Consider the following 19,255-nt stretch of genomic DNA (forward strand, 5'->3'; position numbering starts at 1 on the left):
AAACAACAGCTAATAGCGAAAAGGGGAGTTACGATGAAACGAACGCATCAATGCGGGGCGCTGAGCACCGCGAACATCGGAGAAACCGTTACATTAAACGGCTGGGTGCAAACCCGCCGCGACCTGGGGGGCGTCCTGTTTATCGATTTGCGCGACCGCAGCGGAATCGTGCAGGTCGTCTTTAACCCGGCTTATTCCGGAGAAGCGCTGCAAATCGCCGACCGGGTGCGCAGCGAATACGTGCTGGCCGTCACCGGGAAAGTCGTTGCTCGGGACCCCGAGACGGTCAACCCGAATCTGCCAACCGGCGACATCGAAGTGCAAATTACCGAAATCGAAGTGCTGAATGCCGCGAAAACGCCGCCGTTCTTCATTGAAGACGGCATCGAAGTGGATGAATCGCTGCGGCTGAAATATCGCTATCTTGATCTGCGCCGTCCGGAAATGCAGCAAACGTTGTGGCTGCGCTCCAAAGCCGCTAAAGTGTTCCGTGATTTCCTCGACGGGGAAGGCTTCATTGAGGTGGAAACCCCCATCTTGACCAAGAGTTCGCCGGAGGGCGCACGTGACTATCTTGTGCCAAGCCGCGTACATCCGGGCGAATTTTTTGCCCTTCCGCAATCGCCGCAGCTGTATAAGCAACTGCTGATGGTCAGCGGCGTTGAGCGTTACTATCAAATTGCCCGCTGCTTCCGCGACGAAGACCTGCGTGCCGATCGTCAGCCGGAATTTACTCAAGTCGACATCGAGACTTCGTTCCTGTCGCGCGACGAGCTGCTGGAGATGATGGAGAAGCTGGTGGTGCGCCTGTTCAAAGAGACGAAGGGCATCGATATCCCTACGCCGTTCCAGCGCTTAAGCTACGCCGATGCGATGGACAAATACGGCTCGGACAAGCCGGACCTGCGATTTGGACTGGAACTGGTCAACGTGAGCGACCTCGTGGCCACTAGCGGCGTTAAGGTGTTCGCTTCCGTCATCGAGAAGGGCGGGGAAGTGAAAGTGCTGAACGCCAAAGGCTGCGGCACATGGAGCCGGAAGGAGATCGACGATCTCGGACCTTATGCGGCTCGCTACGGCGCCAAAGGTCTCGCCTGGATCCAGGTGAAGGAAGGCGAATTCCGCGGCCCGATCGTGAAGTTCTTCACGGAGCAGGAAATCGAAGCGATTAAGGCACGCACCGGCGCCGAAGAAGGCGACTTGCTGCTGTTCTCCGCTGATAACAAGAAGGTTGTAGCCGACGTATTAGGCGCGCTGCGCCTGAAGATCGGCCGCGATCTCGGCTTGATCGATGACAACGTGTATAAGTTTGCCTGGGTTGTCGACTTCCCGCTGCTCGGCTGGGACGAGGAGCAAAAACGCTACATCGCCGAGCATCATCCGTTCACCCGCCCGCGTGAAGAGGATCTGCCGCTGTTTGATACCGATCCGGGCAAAATTCTCGCTCAAGCCTACGACCTTGTGCTGAACGGCTATGAAGTTGGCGGCGGCTCCATGCGGATTTACAAACGCGAGGTGCAGGAGAAAATGTTCAAAGCGATCGGTTTGTCGCCGGAGGAAGCTCAGGATAAGTTCGGCTACCTGATGGACGCTTTCGAATACGGTACGCCGCCGCACGGCGGGATCGCCTTCGGTTTCGACCGCCTGGTGATGCTGCTGGCAGGCCGCAACAACCTGCGTGAGACGATCGCTTTCCCGAAAACGGCCAGCGCGACCGATTTGCTGATGAACGCACCTTCCGAGGTGGACGGTTCACAGCTGGATCAACTCCATATCAAGCTCGCCGCCAAGCTGGCGGAAGCGAAAAAATAACCGATTAAGACGTCAACCTATCGGGAGGTACACTAGATCATGCTTCATCAATTTTCGCGAACAGAACTCGCTATCGGGGCAGAAGGGCTGGACATTCTCAAGAACAGCACGGTAGCCGTGCTTGGCGTCGGCGGCGTGGGGGCGATGGCGGTCGAAGGACTCGCCAGAACCGGTGTCGGCCGAATCATCCTGATCGATAAGGACGTCGTGGATATTACCAATATCAACAGGCAGATTCATGCTTTGACGACGACGATCGGTCAGAAGAAAGCCGATCTGATGTGCGAGCGGGTCAAGCTGATTAACCCGGAGTGCGAAACGATCGCGCTGAATATGTTCTATACGGAAGAGACTTACGAAGAGTTGTTTAAATACGAAATCGATTACGTGCTGGACGCTTCCGATACGATCATGTACAAGATCCATCTGATCAAGGAGTGCTTGAAGCGGGGGATTCCGATCCTGTCGAGCATGGGGGCTGCCAACAAAATGGACCCGACGAAGTTTCAGGTTACGGATATCTCGAAAACCCATATGGACCCCATGGCCCGCGTGATTCGCACGAAACTTCGGGAAGCCGGGATTAAGAAGGGCGTAAAGGTGGTCTTCTCGACTGAGCCGCCGGTCAAACCACGGCAGGAGGTCACGGAGAAAATCGCTCCGGCCGACGCCAAAATCCGCAAGGCCAAGCAGCCGCCGGCGAGCAACTCGTTTGTGCCTCCGGTGGTCGGCTTGATCATGGTCAGCGTAGCGGTGCGCGAGCTGCTGGAGCGCGGAGGCGTGCGGGTATGAACCCGGAGTTGATCAGGAAGCTGCGATTGCCTGCGGATCGCGACCGCGTGCTCGTGCTGGATGCGCCCGACGGGTACGTTGAGCAGTTGGGCTTGAGCTCGAAGCACACTGCCGCCGGCGTGAACCGGGCCGGAGATTATGATTTCGTGCAGATGTTCTTTCGTTCGATCCGCGAGGTCGAGGAAGGAGCGGCGAAGGCCCTTCACGCCGTTAAGCCGGATGGACTGCTGTGGTTATGCTATCCGAAAGGCGGCGCTAAAGCAGGTACCGATCTGACCCGGGACAAAGGTTGGGAAACGGTCAAAGCTGCGGGGTATGACGGGATTGCGCTGATCTCTGTCGACGAGACCTGGTCGGCGATGCGTTTTCGCCCGGCGGACAAAGTGAAGCTTACGCCGGGTTCCTCGCGCCGTACGGCGGGGACGGGGGAGGCCAAGGCGAAGCGCCAGCCGGCACCGGCTCCGGAGACGCCGGAGGACCTGGCGACGGCTTTGAACCGTCAGCCGCAGGCGGCTGAGGTGTTTAGCGGGTTAGCCCCTTCGCACAAGAGGGCGTACATTGAATGGATTACGGACGCCAAGCGGGCGGAAACGCGGGCAGGCCGGATTGCGCAAACGGTCGAGAAGCTGATGCTTGGTTTGAAGCGGCCGTCGGATAAAGTTTAATCGGAAGACGCGGGTTTTCGTGGCATCTGTCATGAACGATACCGCGTCTTTTCTTTTTTGTGAGAATTCGCCTTTTGACTGAAGATAGTGGTATAATGGAGTCCTTTGACGCTTGGCGTACACAAAACCTTAGGAGGTAACTGAAATGGATGATTTTCAAAGTGCCTATCAAGAAGAGAAAGCGCGGCTTGACCGCACCCTGGAAGAAATCGACGAGCAACTGCAACGGCTTCGTTCGATTCCGGTGTACACCGGGCAGGATTTTACCGAACAACTTCTCGAGGAGAATCGGGAGACCCAACGAAAGCAGTTGGAGCAGTCGATCCGCGAGCCGTATTTCGGCCGGCTGGATTTCGAGGAGCAGGGAAGAAGAAAAATGCCGCTTTATATTGGCAAAGTTGGCGTAGGCGACCAAGATGGCAAAGACCCTATCGTCATCGATTGGCGCGCGCCGGTGGCCAGCCTGTTCTACTCGTTTACCGGCGGGGGAGACGCTTCGTATGTGGCGCCTGAGGGTTTGATTGAAGGCTTAGTGTATTTGAAGCGGAATATCGTGATTCGCAAGGGGATTCTCGATCGAGTCGTGGATACGTATAACCGTGACAGCGACGGTCCGGCCGTATCGGATGAGTTCCTCGTTTATCGGCTCGGGGAGAACAAGGATAACCGGCTGCGCGACATCGTCTCGACCATCCAGGCCGAGCAGGACCAAATTATCCGCGCAGCGAAAAATACGGCGCTGATTATTCAAGGCGTAGCCGGCAGCGGGAAAACGACCGTGGCGCTGCATCGGCTGGCTTTTTTGCTGTATCAATATAAGGAGCAGATTAAGGCGGAGCGGCTGGTGATTTTTGCACCCAACCATATGTTTATCGATTATATTTCGGAAGTGCTGCCCGAACTGGGGGTAGGAGATATTCAGCAAAGCACGTTCAGCGATTGGGCCGCTAAGGTGTTGGGATTGGATGAGGTTCCATCCGATGGATCTGAGGCGTTATCGCGCTGGTTTGACGGCGGGGCGAAGGGAGCGGAAACGTGGCAAGATACGGAGTTGCCCGGACGCTTCAAGGGTTCGATGGCGTTTAAGGAGATCATCGACGCAGCGGTGAGCCAGCTAGAGTCTGGCTGTGTGCCCGAAGGGGATTTCGAGCCTTGGGAAGGAGCGCGCCTGCCGCGCAAGGAGATCCTGGCCTGGTTCGAAGGCGAATACCGCCATTATCCGGTAGCCCGCCGCAAAGAACGGGTGTTGGCGCGTATTCATCGCTGGATTGAAATGGAACTGAAGAAATCGCCATCAGTTGCGGCGCTGAAGGAGCGGAAGAAAAAGGCGCAGCAGCGGGAAAAGAGCTATGCGAAAAAGTGGCCGGAGCTGACGCCACTCAGCTTGTATCGCGAGCTGTTCGGCATCCGAAAAGGTGGCGGGACGGAAGGCTTGGCCGATGTTTCAGACCGGATCCCGCCGGGTATCTGGAAGGAGACGCAAGCTCGTCTGAAGAAAAATGACATTATTAAAGAAGAGGATCTCGCAGCCCTGCTCTATTTGTATACGCTGATCCATGAAATCGACGGCAACCTCACCTTCGACCATGTGGTCATCGACGAGGCGCAGGATTTCACCCCGTTTCAGGTGCATGTGCTGGATCGCTTTGTGAAGGGCCATTCTTTTACGATTCTAGGGGATTTGTCGCAGGGCATCCATTATTACAAAGGAGTGCGAAGCTGGGAAGAAATGAAGGAGCTGTTCCAGCCGGATGAGACCGCCTATTTTGCGCTCACTCGCAGTTATCGATCGACGATGGAGATCATTCAATTCGCCAACGAGGTTCTGGAGCGGGGCGTAGGTGCGGATTTGCTGGCCGTCCCGGTATTTCGCAGCGGGGAGCCGGTGCGGCTGCTGGAAGCGGCTGGCGAGCAGCGGCTGCCGCTGATTCGGAAAGCGCTGAATAAGGTGCTGGGCGGCTCGTTCCGCACGTCGGCGGTGTTGACCCGGACGATGCGGGAGGCGGAGGAGCTGCACGCCGCATTAAGCGATGAAGGGTTCGAAGTCAACCTGATCAACGGGGAGTTGACGCAATACGCTGGCGGCGTCTCGGTATTGCCGGTGTACCTGTCGAAAGGCCTGGAGTTTGATGCGGTGATCGTGACGGACGTCGACCGGGAGCATTACGGGCCGAGGGACGCCAAGCTGCTGTATGTCGGCTGCACCCGCGCGCTGCACGAACTGTGGCTGCTGCATGGCGAAGAGCTGCCGGATTACGTCTCCGGCGATGGAGCGTCGGAATATGCCGCCCGGATGAGCTTGGAGGCATAAGGCTCGGGCTCGGTGCGTTCAAGGAGCAGGGCATATACGTCCTAAAAAAATCGTCCTAATACGTCGCGATCGGTGACTACTGGGTTTGGGCCTCTTTACGGCATTATCCCCTTTGTTCAGGTGAATGGGGAGGCGAAGGGGATTGTGAAGAGTGACTGGGGATTGTGAATGGGAAGGCGAACGGGATTGTGAAAAGGAGGACGAGGGGGAGTCGTCGGAGGCGAAGATAAAGGGGAAGATGAAGATGAAGATGAAGGGAACGTGCGGCTGACTTGATGCGCGAACGGGATGAGGCGCTATGTAAACTTGCACGTTGGTTGGTTGGGCGAGGGGATTAGCTTCCCTAGCCCTTTTTTTGCGGCAGGATCCCTTTCGCTCAGGTGGGGAGTTGGCCCGCGTTCCGGTCTGCACGAAACAAGACTCGGAAGTCACACGAGCGGAAATGTATTCGATTTTTCAACTATAAAATCCCGCCGAAGGCAAAAAAACCGAAATGTATTCGGTTTTTCGCCTATATTTAGGGCATTCCCCTTCAGGCTTCGCAAATATGTATGAAATTTCATACACATTCCGCCCAACTCGCCAAGAACGCTCGATTGTATTCGAATTTTCGCATAGATTCACATTGAGAGGCCCTGAATGAGCGGAGTCCGAAGAATGGGGGGCGAACAGATCGCTCGATCCATGATCATTTGGAGCACCCGTCCACCAGACGGATCGTTTATGATAGCACATCGTCCTGCATGAAGTCGTCCAGCCACCGGTCGGCTTTGCTCTGATTGCAGAGGTTGCAGGCGCAGACGCAGTTGACCGGGGTGGTATGTCCCCCCTTCGCCTTGGGCAGCAGATGGTCAATGGTATCGCCGTATTCCCCGCAGAAGAAGCAGGTGTAGTTGTCCCGCGTCAAAATATATTGGCGAAACGCTTTATTGGTATACAACCGCCGAATGGTAAACGGGTTCACGACGACGGCCATATGCTCGCGCACGAGCGTGACAGCCAGCTCAAAGTCGATCTCCTGCTGCCAGCGGCGGCCTTTGTCGGTGCGCCCGCGCAGGCGGATCATGCCGTTCCGGTTCGGGCGCAGGGTCCGCACGTCGGGCCCCTCGGCCTTCGGCGGCGGGGNTGAGTCAAGGGGGTCACCTCGGTTTGGAATAGACTGTAAGTAGGATATGATACCATTATACCTGATCCAATATAAATATAGCCAAGACCAGCCGGTCTTGGCTTATCGTTGTTATAAAATTCCTCATTGGATGTTCCCCCGTTGCCTGTTACTCGGTCACGGCCGCGGGTTGTCTGAGACTGCGCATTTTGCTTACGATCTTGCGGATGCTTTCATCGGAGAGGTGGAATCTTCCGGCTAAATCCCGAACCGTGCTCCCGGTGCGATAAAGGCGGAAAATCTCTTCGTTCCGCTTGGCGATGGAGATGCGGGAACCGCTCAGTTCTCCCCATAACGCCCTCGACTGTTCCGGTTTGGGAATGTACAACAGCTCACCTTGGATATAGGTCTGGAGCTCCTGCAGCAGCCTAGGGGGAAGAACATCCTTTCCATTTTTGTAATTCACGATCATGTACCTCCTTATTTCGTGGTCCGTCCTCGATTGCAGTTACGATATAAGTCAACATGCTCGCTTCCCCCTTTCAAATTGGAATAGGTAGTCGCTTCATCCCCACCTTTACGGTGTGGAAAAGCCGACCTTTTGTCTTTAAATAAAGACAAAATTTGGTTTTTGCTGGATCTATCTTAACACAAGTATCGTCAAACATAAATAAGGGAGGCTGTTCCCAGCCCCCCGTTTTATTGCGGCGCCGCTTACGCGGCAGCCACCTCACTCACTGAAATCACTTCGATCAGCCCCCTTTCCCGTGATTCGTCGGCCCGACATCTATATTAACTCATACTTCCGGCCGCAGGAAAAGCGAAAGAACGACTATAAGTGTTTTTTACTCAAGTTATGCTAGAATAAGTTTGGGTTCATTCCCATAAATCATGCTCATCATGCTAAGGATCAAGGAAGTGACTTGAAGGTGGATTTATTTTCTTTCAATCAGGAGCAGAGTCCGGCGGGACGGCTGCTGGCCGACCGGATGCGGCCGACCTCGCTGGATGAATATATCGGACAGGAGCATATCATCGGCCCGGGCAAGCTGCTGCGGCGGGCGATCGAAGCGGACCAGGTATCCTCCATTTTGCTGTACGGCCCTCCCGGCTGCGGCAAAACGACGCTGGCTCATATTATTTCCAACCATACCCAAGCCGAATTCGTTAGGCTGAACGCGGTGGATGCCTCGGTGAAGGACGTTCGCGAGGTCATCGAGAAAGCGCAGAACGACAAAGCCTTTTACGGCACGAAAACGATCTTGTTCCTGGACGAGGTGCATCGTTTCAACAGTTCCAGACAGGATGCCTTGCTGCCAGCGGTGGAAAAAGGCACGATCATCTTCATCGGCGCGACCACGGAAAATCCGTTCCACTATGTGAACGGCGCTCTTATGAGCCGCTCCACGTTATTCCAGCTGGAGTCGTTGACGAAGGAGCATTCGCTGATCGCGATGCGGCGAGCTTTGGCCGATCAGGAGAAGGGGCTTGGCTTTATGCCGCTGCAGGTCGACGAGGAAGCGCTCCTGCACATCGCGGCGATGGCCAACGGCGATATTCGGCGGGCGCTGAATGCCCTGGAGCTGGCAGCGATGACGACGCCGCCGCAATCGGACGGCACAGTGCGCATCACGCTGGAAGTAGCGGAGGAGTCGATCCGCCGGCCGCTTGTCAAAGCGGATGAATCCACGCAATATGATGTGCTGTCGGCGTTCCATAAATCGATTCGCGGTTCCAGCGATGCGGCGGTGTTCTGGTTCCTTTACGCTGTGGAGAAGCTGGGGATGGATCCGATGACCTTTATCCGCCGGCTGATCGCCGCCAGCAGCGAAGATATCGGTCTGGCCAACCCGCAGGCGATGGTGCAGGCGGTCAGCGCCTTGGACGCCTATCGCAACAACGGATGGCCCGAAGCGCGGTTGAACGTCGTTCAGGCGATCCTGTTTGCGGTCGAAAGCCCGAAATCGAACGGGGTCGTAGAGGCGATCGGGAATGCCATGGCGGCCATCGAGGAGGTCAAATCCGCCGAGGTGCCGCTGCATTTGCGCGATACCCACTACAAAGGTGCGGTGAAGCTCGGGCACGAAGGCTACAAATATCCGCATGATTACCCCGGACACTACGTGCAGCAGGAATATCTGCCGCAGCGTCTGGCCGGGCGGACGTTCTACCATGCCACGGAGCAGGGGAACGAAGCGAAAATCAAGCATAACCAGGAGCTGCGGCGCAGAAGCGGCAAATAACCACCGAACCGCCCGTGCAAGAGCTCTGCGGGCATACGCAAAAAAAGCGGGAGTCCCCGCGTCAATACTGAACTGACGCGGGACTCCCGCTTTCATTAGGCTTGCGTCGCTGCAGCCTCTGCCCGCAGCTTCGCCGGGGCTTCGATCGTGCCTCCGCCCAGGCATTCTTCGCCTTGATAGAACACGACGGCTTGTCCTGGGGTGATCGCCTTTTGCGGCTGATCGAACGCGACATGCACGGTGCCGTCCGGCCGCTTTGTCAGCGTCACGCCTTGATCGGGCTGGCGGTAGCGGAATTTGGCCGTGCAGTGGAACGGTCCTTCCGGCAACTGGTCAGCTCCGGCGATCCAATTGACGCCGGAAGCGATCAGCGAGGTCGAGTACAAGCTGGGGTGCTTGTCGCCTTGCACGACGTACAGGATGTTGCGCTCTAGGTCTTTGTCGGCGACGAACCACGGTTCGCCGGTGCCGGAACCGCCGATGCCGAGGCCTTGCCGCTGGCCGAGCGTATAGTACATCAGGCCGTCGTGGCGGCCCTTGACTTCGCCGGTGACGATGTCGACCATCTCGCCGGATTTGGCCGGCAGATAGTTGCTTAAGAATTCCTTGAAGTTGCGTTCTCCGATAAAGCAGACGCCGGTGCTGTCTTTCTTCTTGGCCGTATAAAGACCGGCTTCTTCGGCGATCCGCCGCACCTCCGGCTTCGGCAGGTGGCCGATCGGGAACATCGCTTTGGACAGTTGTTCCTGACTCAACGCGTTGAGGAAATAGGTTTGATCCTTGTTATTATCGACGCCTCGCAGCAGCTTGTATGTCCCCTTCTCCTCCACGACCCGCGCATAATGCCCGGTTGCGACATAATCCGCACCTAAGTCCAGCGCTTTGTTCAGAAATTCGCCAAATTTGATTTCCCGGTTGCACATCACATCGGGATTTGGAGTCCGGCCCCGCTTATATTCTTCGAGGAAATAGGCAAATACTTTATCGTAATATTGCTTCTCGAAGTTCACGGTGTAATAAGGGATATCGATCTGCTCGCAGACGCGGCGAACGTCTTCGGCGTCCGCTTCGGCGGTGCAATAGCCGAATTCGTCGGTATCATCCCAGTTTTTCATGAATATGCCGATGACATCGTAGCCCTGCTGCTTCAGCAGGAGCGCGGTCACCGAGGAATCGACGCCGCCGGACATGCCGACGACGACGCGGGTTTCGCTATTAGGCTTCGCCATGAATATCACTCCTTTGAGCGGCGTTCGCTCGCCGTTTATTTTACCATATTTGTTGCTTTATTTTCCAAAACCCATATGATATGTTACGATAAGCACAGGGTAAAGATAGGAATAGGGAGGAATTCCCGGATTTGGGCATGACTGTCGCGGAAGAACGCGGAGCATGGCCCGAGACTGTCTTTTTTAGGATCAAAGCTTAATTATATAAAGTTTACTTGAAAATTGAAAGAGGTGCCTTCTTTGAAGATTTCGACAAAAGGACGCTACGGATTGACGATTATGATGGAGCTGGCCGCTAAATTTGGCGAAGGGCCAACTTCTCTCAAAAGCATCGCCGAGAAAAATCAATTGTCCGAGCATTATTTGGAGCAATTGATCGCCCCGCTGCGCAACGCCGGTTTGGTGAAGAGCGTGCGCGGAGCTTACGGCGGCTATATTCTCTCTAAAGAAGCAAGCGAAATTACGGCGGGGGATATCATCCGCGTGTTGGAGGGGCCGATTTCTCCGGTCGATTTCACCGAGGAGGACGATCCGGCCAAGCGCGATTTGTGGCTGCGCATCCGCGACAGCATTGCTGAAGTGCTGGATTCAACGACACTCGAGAATCTGGTGAATTTTGAGGAGCATGGGGCTAAGGAAAACTACATGTTTTATATCTAAAGGGAAAGGGCTCGGTCGGAGCCCTTTTTTTCATGCAATGGCATCCTCGGCTTCGCTCTCTATCGGTTTGATCTTTGCTTCTTTTTTTGCTATGATACAAAACGAACGTTCAGTATAGATAGGAGGGTTCCGATGAACAAAAAGCTGCAGCAAAGTCTGGAAACGAAGAAACGGATCGTCGGCGCGGCCAAAGATCTGATTTTTAAAAAGGGCTACAAGGCGACTTCCATTGAAGACATCGTAAAGGCGACCGGAAGCAGCAAAGGGAACATCTATTATCATTTTAAGAGCAAGGAAGGCTTGTTCCTGCACCTGATCGAAGAATGGGACGCGGAATGGGAACAGCGCTGGCGGGAGAAGGAAGCTTCCTACCCTACGGCGACGGATAAACTGTACGGAATGGCCGAGCAACTGGCGCTCGACGAATTGGACCACCCCATGTCCAAGGCGATGGATGAATTTATGAACGATGATAATCTGGCTGACGACGTTCGGGTGAAAATCGCCGAAATCTTTGCCCATCATTTTGCCTTCAACAAGCAGTTGCTGGAGGAGGGCATCGCCGCAGGAGAATTCGCGCAGGGCGACGCCGAAACCCTGTCCGTCGTGCTGGAAAGCCTGCTGGTCGGGGTGAGTCAAATGACGCGGCTCGTTAAGCTTGAAGACGTCCGGGGGTTATACCGCGCGGCGATCACCGTATTTTTGAACGGAATGGTTCCTAAGTAGGTTTTTACTTATAAATACAGACTGAATGTTCAGTATATAAAAATAGATCTTTTATACTCATTTGGAGGAAATCATCATGTCTTTATTACTTCGTAACAACGGGGCCATCCTGCTGCTTATGATCAATATCTTCCTCGTTTTTACGGGGATCGGGCTCGTCGTTCCGATCATGCCGACCTATATGACGGAGCTGAACATCAGCGGCAGCATGGTCGGTATGCTGGTCGCCGCATTCTCGCTGACGCAGTTGCTGTTCTCGCCGCTGGCCGGCCGTTTATCGGATTCGCTGGGCCGGAAGAAAATCATCGTCGCCGGCATGATCGTCTTCGCCGTGTCGGAGTGGCTCTTTGGGGCGGTAAGTTCTCCGGTTCCGTTGTTTGCCGCGAGAATGCTGGGAGGCGTCGGCGCTGCGCTCATCATGCCGGCCGTCATGGCTTATGCGGCTGACGTCACATCGGGCGAGGAAAGAGCCAAGGGCATGGGGCTGATCAACGCCTCTATTACTACCGGTTTTATTATCGGTCCGGGGATCGGCGGGTTTATCGCCGAATTCGGGATCCGCGTGCCTTTTTATGCCGCGGCCGTAGCCGGACTCATCGCCGCTGTGGCAACAACCATTTTGCTGCCGGAATCGCTGAAGCTTGCCAGCCGACGGCCGGAGACGGAAGCGGCAGCCGGGCCGAAGCCGAAGCGGGAGAGCCTGATCATTCAGTTAGCCCGCTCGTACCGGGAGCCCTATTTCATCAGTTTGATTACCGTCTTTGTCCTGTCGTTTGGCTTGGCGAATTATGAGACGGTCTTCGGCTTGTTCGTCGACCACAAATTTGGCTTCACGCCGAAGGATATCGCCATGATCATCACGTTCGGCTCGATCTCCGGCGCCGTCGTGCAGGCGACGGTCTTCGGCTCAATCCTCAACCGCTTCGGGGAGAAGCGGGTCATTTCCGTCAGTTTGATTACGGCCGGCGTGTGCATCCTGTTGACCTTGTTCGTTCACCGCTACTGGCTGATCTTCCTGGTGACTTTCCTGGTGTTCTTGTCCATCGATATTTTGCGGCCGGCGGTCGGTACGCAATTGTCCCGAATGGCCGGAGATCAGCAGGGTTACGTTGCCGGTCTCAACTCGGCCTATACCAGTCTCGGCAATATCGCGGGTCCGCTCGTCGCCGGCGTCTTGTTCGACATGGATATCCGTTATCCGTATATCTCCGCCGCGGCCGTCCTGATCCTTTGTTTCGTCCTGGCCATCAGAGCAGGCTCGCCTCGGACGGAGGCTGCGGCGCGGCAAGCGGAATATTAAAAGCCTGCTCTACGGCAGGCTTTTTTTTTTCGTTAAACGAGTCCTTTGTCCATCGCTTTGCATATCAGTGCGGCGAACAGGCTGTTGGACCAGGCGAACCATTCCCGGGAAAAATCGGCCGGATCGTCGGGATGGAACCCTTCGTGCATATAACCCGTGTCCGCGTCCGTGGCGATCAGCATGTCGATCAGCGCTTGGACTTCCCGGTCATCGCTGGCCGTCAGCGCCTGCATAGACAATGCCATATGCCAAACGTATCCGCCCGGCGTATGCGGACTTCCGATGCCCTTGGCGAACTTGCCTTCAAAATAAAACGGATTGTCGAAGCTAAGGGCAAAGCGCCGGGTATTTTGGTAAATCGGATCCTCCGCCGAAACGTAGCCGATATAAGGAATCGACAGCAGTCCGGGCGTGCCGGCGTCGTCCATCAGGCAGTAGTTGCCAAACCCGTCGGTTTCGTAGGCGTAGATTTTGCCGTACACCGGGTGGTTGACGATCCCGTAGGCGCGGATGCCGTAATCGATCTCTTGGCGCAGCTTGTCCGCTCTTTCGGCCAGCCGCGAGTCCCGGTAAACTTCCAGCGCGATGTCGCGGATCTGCCCCAAAATGACGACGGCAAACATGTTGGACGGGATGTTATAGCCGAACAAGCAAGCATCGTCGCTTGGCCGGAAGCCCGACCAGGTCATTCCCGTATAATTCACCGGCAGACCGCGTCCGTCGTTCTGCAGCGTCTCCGTTTCTTGGGTGGTTTGGCGGACAAACCGGTACGGAGATTGTTCCATGTGCCGCTGTTCCGTTTTCAGCACCTGGACGATGGTGCTCAGCGCCCGGTAGCAGGCATCGTCGAAGATCGAATCGATGCCGGTTTCCCGCCAATACGAATAGGCGAGTTGGACGGGAAAACACAAGGAATCAAGCTCGTATTTCCGCTCCCACATCCAAGGGTTCAAGTCGCATTCGTCGGTAGCCCGGTAATGCTGATCGCTGGCCGTTTCGTTGAACGCGTTGGTGTAGGGATCGATGTTGATGTAGAACATTTGCCGGGCGATCAGACCGCCGATAATCCGCTGTAAATCCGGGTCTTCCTTGGCGAACGGGATGTAGTGGCGGACTTGTTCGGTGGAGTCGCGCAACCACATGGCCGGGATGTCGCCGGTGAACACAAAGGTCGTGCCGTCTTCCAGCAGTTTGGTGGTTGTCTCCAGCGTATTGGGGAAACAGTTGCGAAACAATTGCTTCAACTTGGGACGATGGGCGAGACGAGCGTCCGCTTCGTCCAGAAATCGTGTGATGGATACGGGTAGTTTCATGATCGGTTCCTCCCTGGTTCGGTTTGTAGTGTTGTGGCGGAAATAGCGATGGTTACGATTTCGGCTTGACCCGCCTGGATTTGCAGGTTCCCATCCTGCAGATCCAGTTCGGTGTGCCTGCGTTCCAGGATGTCGCTTCGATACGCGGCCCTGGCCGGGAAATGCAGCGCAACGTCCAGCTCGGTCGAGTCGCGACGGTCCAGATTGTACCAGCGGAGCACGAGATCGTCCTGCTCGGACAACTTGCAGGCCGACAGGGCCAGCTTGGCTCCATGCCAGGAGATCGGTGCGTACGTTGTCGGCAAAGCGCCGTACCGAAACTCCGTCTGGACATGGAACCAAGGAATCTGGAACGCGTAGGCGTCTTCGTATCCCCCGGATTCAATGGCATCCCCGGCATGAGGAAATACCGCGTATTCTACGGTGTGCTCGCCAAGGCATTGCGCCTCCGGCGTCGGAAAGACGCCCCAATCGCCCAGTTCGCCCACCGAACGAAGCAGTGTGACCGCGATCGTATTCAGGCCGTCCCGCAGCACTTCGTATTCGTTTAATCCTTTATTGGCGACGGTGAGCCCGGATTGTCCGTCCGACACGCTGACGAAGGCTTGCTGATGCTGGGCATTGCTCGGATTGGTCCACTCCGGAGCCGGCTCGATGTTGCGTTCCGCCGCTTCGAAAATGGAATCCGCGTAAAGCTGGTCGGCCTGAAGACCGGTCGGAAACAGGACGCGCAGACGATGATCCTGGGCCCGGTTATCGAACGAGGTCGTTACGAGCAGCCCTTTGCCGGACTTCTCCAAGCTAACCCGGGTTGTCAGGCGAAGCGGGACCATTTCTTCGCTTCGTTGGGCTTGCCGCTGCCGGAACGGCAGCATTTTGCGCCGTTCCTCCTCAAGCCTCTCGTCCGCCCCGGCGGGAACGGCCCAATCATGAACGATCTCGTAAGTGATCCGGTATGGTTCGGCTTCGACCACCCTGATTGCCGCCGGAACTCCCCGGGTCGTCAGGGCGATATCGCCGTCCGGCTGTTTGAACATATATTCGTTGCCGATGTCCCCGCAATCTTCAAATACCCCCAGCCCCCGGAAAGTATGGCCGGTTCGCCGGTCGGTCAGGTCGTAGGAGCCATCTGCCCGGAATTGCACGGACATGAACTCGTTGGCCATTCCGTTCTCCAGCAGGACCAGCGGCGAATCCGCCGGCCGAAGCGCGGCCGGAGCGCCCTTCGGCTGCCAGGCGTAGCTTCTGAAGCCAAGGGCCGGCACGGCTTCCGCTTCAAAGGTCAAGCGGATCCTGCGCGCCATATACGGCTGGCGGAACCGGTCTTTTGGCAGCTCGTAGCCGAAAGCGGTGCCTAAATCCTCGACCTTGGCGGCAACCGCACGGCCTTGATCATCGAGGAGCCGTCCTTCTGTTAACGCTAACGGAATTCCGTCCAATTGTTCCGCGATCGCTGCCGGATTCGGCCCTTCCTTGAAGTAGCGCTTCGCCACGGTCAACTCTACGCTGACGATGCCGCTTCGCTCCCGGCCGGCCGTGTTAAACACGGCGACAGGCACGGCTTCCTCGTTCCAGGCCTCCACCTGAGCCGTCCCGATCTTGCCGGCAATGGCCTCCAGGCTTTCGCGGACGATCGCTTCCGCCGTATGCCGGCTTCTCTCGAACCGGCCGACCATTTCCCGATGCACCTCGTCCACGCTGCATCCGCAAATGCTGTCGTGCGGATGGTTCTGCATCAGCGTCTTCCAGGCGTACGTCAGAAGTCGGTGCGGGTAAGCCTTAGCTCCCACAATCGCGGCGAGCGCGGCGAGCGGTTCGGCTCCTCTCTCCAGCAGCGTTTGCCCGCGCTGGTTCAGCTGTTTCAGGTATACCCGCGCCGACGCCGTGTTGACGAGCGTCCCCCAGCCGTCGGTATGTTGGCTGCGCAATTCTCCGGTCACCGTAACGAGGCGATCCGGGAGCTGCTGCTTTAAAGCTTCGAGATATTGAGCAAAATCGGAATGCACGAAATCGACCTCGGGAAACAAGGCGCGTGCGGTCTCCAGCGCGTCCGGCAAATCGGTCTGCACCGGCTGATGGTCGCAGCCGTTCATGAACAGGAGCTCCGGCGTCGAGGCGTATTTTTCGGCATCGGCCAATTTCTTGCTCCAGAAGCGGGCGGCTTCTTCCGCATCAACCGGCACTTCGTTGCCGTTGCTGTACCAGTTGGCGAACAGCAGTCCCAGCACGGTCGATCCGTCAGGCGAAGCCCAATGCATTTCCGAGAACGGCGATTCGTACCCCGATCCGGCGAATTCGTCCACCTGATTATTGAAGCCGGTCGGTTTGACCCCGCGGCCGAACACGGCCGTTTCGATGCCGGCCTGCTTCAGAAGCTGGGGGGCTTGCCCGATATTGCCGAAGGAGTCCGGGAAGTACCCCAATTTGCATACGGCCCCGAACTCCGCGGCATCCTGGTGGCCGATCAGCAGGTTGCGGACGTTGGCTTCCGAGCTGGTGAGAAATTCGTCCTGCAGCACGTACCAGGGGCCGATAGCGATCCGCCCATCGCGGATGTGCTTCTTCAGCAGTTCCCTTTTTTCGGGATGCACCTGCAAGTAGTCTTCCAGCACGATCGTTTGCCCGTCCAGATGAAAATGGCGGTAACGCTCGTCTTCCTCCAAAGTGTTCAGCAGGCGATTCATCAATTCGGTCAATAGACTGTGATGATATTCGTACGGCATGTACCATTCCCGATCCCAATGCGAATGGGAGATCAGGTGTGCGGTTTTGCGTGTCATCTCGTTCCCTCCTCATCAATCCAAATCCCAAGGCACACTCGTAAGCAGGTTCACACATCTGTCCGGAAATCACAATATGTATGATTTGCAGGCGCTTTCAAGACTGCATGATCGACATATTTCGAGGGGAGTCATCGACAAATGTCAACCGGGTGTAAAATCGGGAAAATGCCGCAGCACCGCGGTCTGGCGCTTTTTTAAAGATGACAATCCACATTCGACATATTTACGGTGTAAGCTGTGATTCCCTACAATTTGGGTTGTAAGCGTTAGCAAGGCCCGGATGTGAACGGACTGGATCAAGAGAAAGGAGAGATAACGATATGAAGAACAAAAACGGCCGGAAAACATCCGTCGCCGCAAGGTCAGCATCGGGCGAAAGTTCTCTCGGCCGCAGAATGCTGAAAAACTGGGAACTGTATCTGTTCATGGTTCCTGCCTTCTTATACTTCCTTATTTTTCACTACGGTCCGATGTACGGAATTCAAATCGCGTTCAAGAACTTTACGCCGGTCAAGGGCATCACAGGCAGTCCGTGGGTAGGGTTCGAACATTTCGAGCGATTCTTCAATTCTTATTACTTTTGGGATCTGCTGTGGAACACGCTCAGCTTGAGCTTCTACGAACTGGCGATCGGTTTCCCGCTCCCGATCCTCCTGGCGCTCGCCTTTAATGAGATCCGGAACGGGGCGTTCAAGAAAACCGTACAGACCGTCACCTATGCGCCTCATTTCATCTCTATGGTCGTCATGGCGGGGATGATCATCACGTTCCTGTCCCCCTCATCGGGGATGATCGTGCGCATCATAGAAGCGTTCGGTGCGGAGGCTCCCGCATTTCTGACCGACCCTCGCTGGTTCAAGACCATCTATGTGTTGTCCGGCGTGTGGCAGAGCACGGGCTGGGGCACCATCATTTATCTCGCGGCTTTGGCAGGCGTGGACCCGCAGCTCCATGAAGCGGCGATCGTCGACGGCGCGAGCCGATTTAAGCGCGTGCTGCATATCAACCTGCCGACGATCGTTCCGACGATCACGATCCTGCTTATTTTGAACATGGGGAATATTTTGGGCGTCGGGTACGAAAAAGTGCTGCTTCTGCAAAATCCGCTCAATATGGAATCTTCGGACGTCATCTCCACGTTCGTGTACCGCTCCGGTCTGGTCAGCGCACAGTACAGCTTCTCTACCGCCGTCGGCGTGTTCAATTCCATCGTGAACGCGATCCTGCTGATCACCGTGAACAAAATCGCCAAACGGACCAGCGAGACCAGTCTATGGTAGAAGGGAGGAAAACGAACGAATGGTCACGACAATCAAAGAATCCAAATCGGACAGGCTGTTTCTGGTTTTGAATTATGTCTATCTGCTTATCGCGCTGGTCGTGGTGCTGTACCCGTTGATTTATATCGTCAGCGCTTCCGTCAGCAGTCCCAAATACGTCAGCTCGGGAGAAATGTGGCTGTTTCCCAAAGGGTTAACGTTTGACGGCTACAAGCTCGTATTCGACAACCCCAAAATTTGGCTGGGTTACCGCAACACGATTTTTTACACCCTGATCGGCACGCTGCTGAATCTGGCAGTGACTTTGCCGGCAGCCTATGCGCTGAGCCGTTCCGATTTCGTAGGACGCCACTTTTTCATGGGGATGTTCCTGGTCACGATGTTTTTCAGCGGCGGCCTCGTGCCGACCTATTTGATGGTCAAGAATCTCGGTCTGATTAACACGGTCGGTGCGTTGATTTTGCCGGTATCGGCTTCGGTTTGGAACATCATCGTAGCCCGGACGTTTTTTCAATCGACTATTCCGAAGGAGTTGCAGGAAGCCGCTCACGTGGACGGATGCACGAATATCCGACTATTCCTGCGGATCGTGCTTCCTTTGTCCGCCCCGATCGTCGCCGTTATGGCGTTGTTTTACGGGGTTGGCCACTGGAACAGCTACTTTCCGGCCCTGATTTATTTGAACGATGACGCGAAATACCCGCTGCAAATGGTCTTGCGCCAAATCCTGGTGCTTCAGGAAATGTCTGCAGAGACGACCGGGGCAGCGATCAGCGGCGATATCGCTCAAGCGATGGCCAATAAGGCGGAAATCGCCGCGCTGGTCAAATACGCCGTGATCATCGTCTCCACGCTCCCGGTGATCGCCGTGTATCCCTTCTTGCAACGTTATTTTGTGCAGGGGGTAATGATCGGTTCGGTCAAAGGTTAAGGCCGGCGAGCGGGGGTGAAACATACGCGGAACATCCGCGGACGCACGGATAATAACGGGACTCCGGTTCCGATTATTATATAATTCAATCATGGGTCAAAAGGG

At 55.8% G+C, this 19,255-nt stretch carries 14 protein-coding genes and 1 pseudogene; 10 read left to right on the forward strand and 5 right to left on the reverse strand.

What is annotated here, in order from left to right; translation table 11 throughout:
• Positions 1-33: 33 nt before the first annotated feature.
• The 4 genes from aspS to BN3795_RS10465 all read left to right on the forward strand — a co-directional run bounded on the left by aspS (position 34) and on the right by BN3795_RS10465 (position 5,580).
• Positions 34-1,812 carry an aspartate--tRNA ligase gene (aspS, locus tag BN3795_RS10450; protein WP_068784631.1) on the forward strand — a complete coding sequence of 593 codons (1,779 nt, stop codon included), beginning with the start codon at positions 34-36 and terminating at the stop codon, positions 1,810-1,812.
• Positions 1,813-1,851: 39 nt separating this feature from the next.
• Complete coding sequence (locus tag BN3795_RS10455; protein ID WP_068784632.1) at positions 1,852-2,604, forward strand: tRNA threonylcarbamoyladenosine dehydratase; 753 nt, start codon at positions 1,852-1,854, stop codon at positions 2,602-2,604.
• On the forward strand, positions 2,601-3,269 hold the full coding sequence (locus BN3795_RS10460) for a YdeI/OmpD-associated family protein (RefSeq protein ID WP_068784633.1): 669 nt from the start codon (positions 2,601-2,603) through the stop codon (positions 3,267-3,269). Before BN3795_RS10455 ends, BN3795_RS10460 begins: the two co-directional genes overlap by 4 nt.
• 145 nt (positions 3,270-3,414) lie before the next feature.
• Positions 3,415-5,580, forward strand: coding sequence for a HelD family protein (locus tag BN3795_RS10465; protein WP_068784634.1), 2,166 nt, complete (start codon positions 3,415-3,417; stop codon positions 5,578-5,580).
• A 721-nt stretch (positions 5,581-6,301) separates the two neighbouring features.
• Here the strand turns inward: BN3795_RS10465 and BN3795_RS10470 are convergent.
• Positions 6,302-6,679, reverse strand: a pseudogene (locus BN3795_RS10470) (HNH endonuclease); the annotation flags it as partial.
• Positions 6,680-6,854: 175 nt separating this feature from the next.
• Complete coding sequence (locus BN3795_RS10475) at positions 6,855-7,151, reverse strand: CD3324 family protein (RefSeq protein ID WP_068785343.1); 297 nt, start codon at positions 7,149-7,151, stop codon at positions 6,855-6,857.
• A gap of 463 nt (positions 7,152-7,614) precedes the next feature.
• Between BN3795_RS10475 and BN3795_RS10480 the strand changes: the two genes are divergently transcribed.
• Positions 7,615-8,928 (forward strand): replication-associated recombination protein A, encoded by a 1,314-nt coding sequence (locus tag BN3795_RS10480; protein ID WP_068784635.1) that lies wholly within the window; start codon positions 7,615-7,617, stop codon positions 8,926-8,928.
• Between the two features lie 95 nt (positions 8,929-9,023).
• Here BN3795_RS10480 and mnmA read toward each other — a convergent pair whose 3' ends face one another.
• Positions 9,024-10,157, reverse strand: a complete 1,134-nt coding sequence (mnmA, locus tag BN3795_RS10485) for a tRNA 2-thiouridine(34) synthase MnmA (protein WP_068784636.1) — start codon at positions 10,155-10,157, stop codon at positions 9,024-9,026.
• A gap of 240 nt (positions 10,158-10,397) precedes the next feature.
• Between mnmA and cymR the strand changes: the two genes are divergently transcribed.
• From cymR to BN3795_RS10500, 3 genes are all read left to right on the forward strand, one after another.
• Positions 10,398-10,817: a cysteine metabolism transcriptional regulator CymR gene (gene cymR / locus BN3795_RS10490; RefSeq protein WP_068784637.1), complete on the forward strand. Its 420-nt coding sequence runs from the start codon at positions 10,398-10,400 to the stop codon at positions 10,815-10,817.
• 132 nt (positions 10,818-10,949) lie between these two features.
• Complete coding sequence (locus tag BN3795_RS10495) at positions 10,950-11,543, forward strand: TetR/AcrR family transcriptional regulator (protein ID WP_068784638.1); 594 nt, start codon at positions 10,950-10,952, stop codon at positions 11,541-11,543.
• 76 nt (positions 11,544-11,619) lie between these two features.
• Positions 11,620-12,843, forward strand: a complete 1,224-nt coding sequence (locus tag BN3795_RS10500; protein WP_068784639.1) for an MFS transporter — start codon at positions 11,620-11,622, stop codon at positions 12,841-12,843.
• Between the two features lie 32 nt (positions 12,844-12,875).
• Here BN3795_RS10500 and BN3795_RS10505 read toward each other — a convergent pair whose 3' ends face one another.
• Together BN3795_RS10505 and BN3795_RS10510 are read right to left on the reverse strand one after the other, a co-directional pair.
• Complete coding sequence (locus tag BN3795_RS10505; RefSeq protein ID WP_068784640.1) at positions 12,876-14,156, reverse strand: glycoside hydrolase family 125 protein; 1,281 nt, start codon at positions 14,154-14,156, stop codon at positions 12,876-12,878.
• Positions 14,153-16,936 carry an alpha-mannosidase gene (locus BN3795_RS10510; protein WP_068784641.1) on the reverse strand — a complete coding sequence of 928 codons (2,784 nt, stop codon included), beginning with the start codon at positions 16,934-16,936 and terminating at the stop codon, positions 14,153-14,155. The genes BN3795_RS10505 and BN3795_RS10510 overlap by 4 nt, the downstream gene beginning before the upstream one ends.
• Positions 16,937-17,259: 323 nt before the next feature.
• Between BN3795_RS10510 and BN3795_RS10515 the strand changes: the two genes are divergently transcribed.
• On the forward strand, positions 17,260-18,219 hold the full coding sequence (locus BN3795_RS10515) for an ABC transporter permease (protein ID WP_068784642.1): 960 nt from the start codon (positions 17,260-17,262) through the stop codon (positions 18,217-18,219).
• A 19-nt stretch (positions 18,220-18,238) separates the two neighbouring features.
• Entirely contained in the window at positions 18,239-19,150 is a 912-nt protein-coding gene (locus BN3795_RS10520) for a carbohydrate ABC transporter permease (protein ID WP_068784643.1), read from the forward strand.
• The last annotated feature ends 105 nt before the right edge of the window (positions 19,151-19,255 follow it).

The organism is Paenibacillus phocaeensis (genome assembly GCF_900021165.1).
GTDB lineage: Bacteria > Bacillota > Bacilli > Paenibacillales > Paenibacillaceae > Fontibacillus > Fontibacillus phocaensis.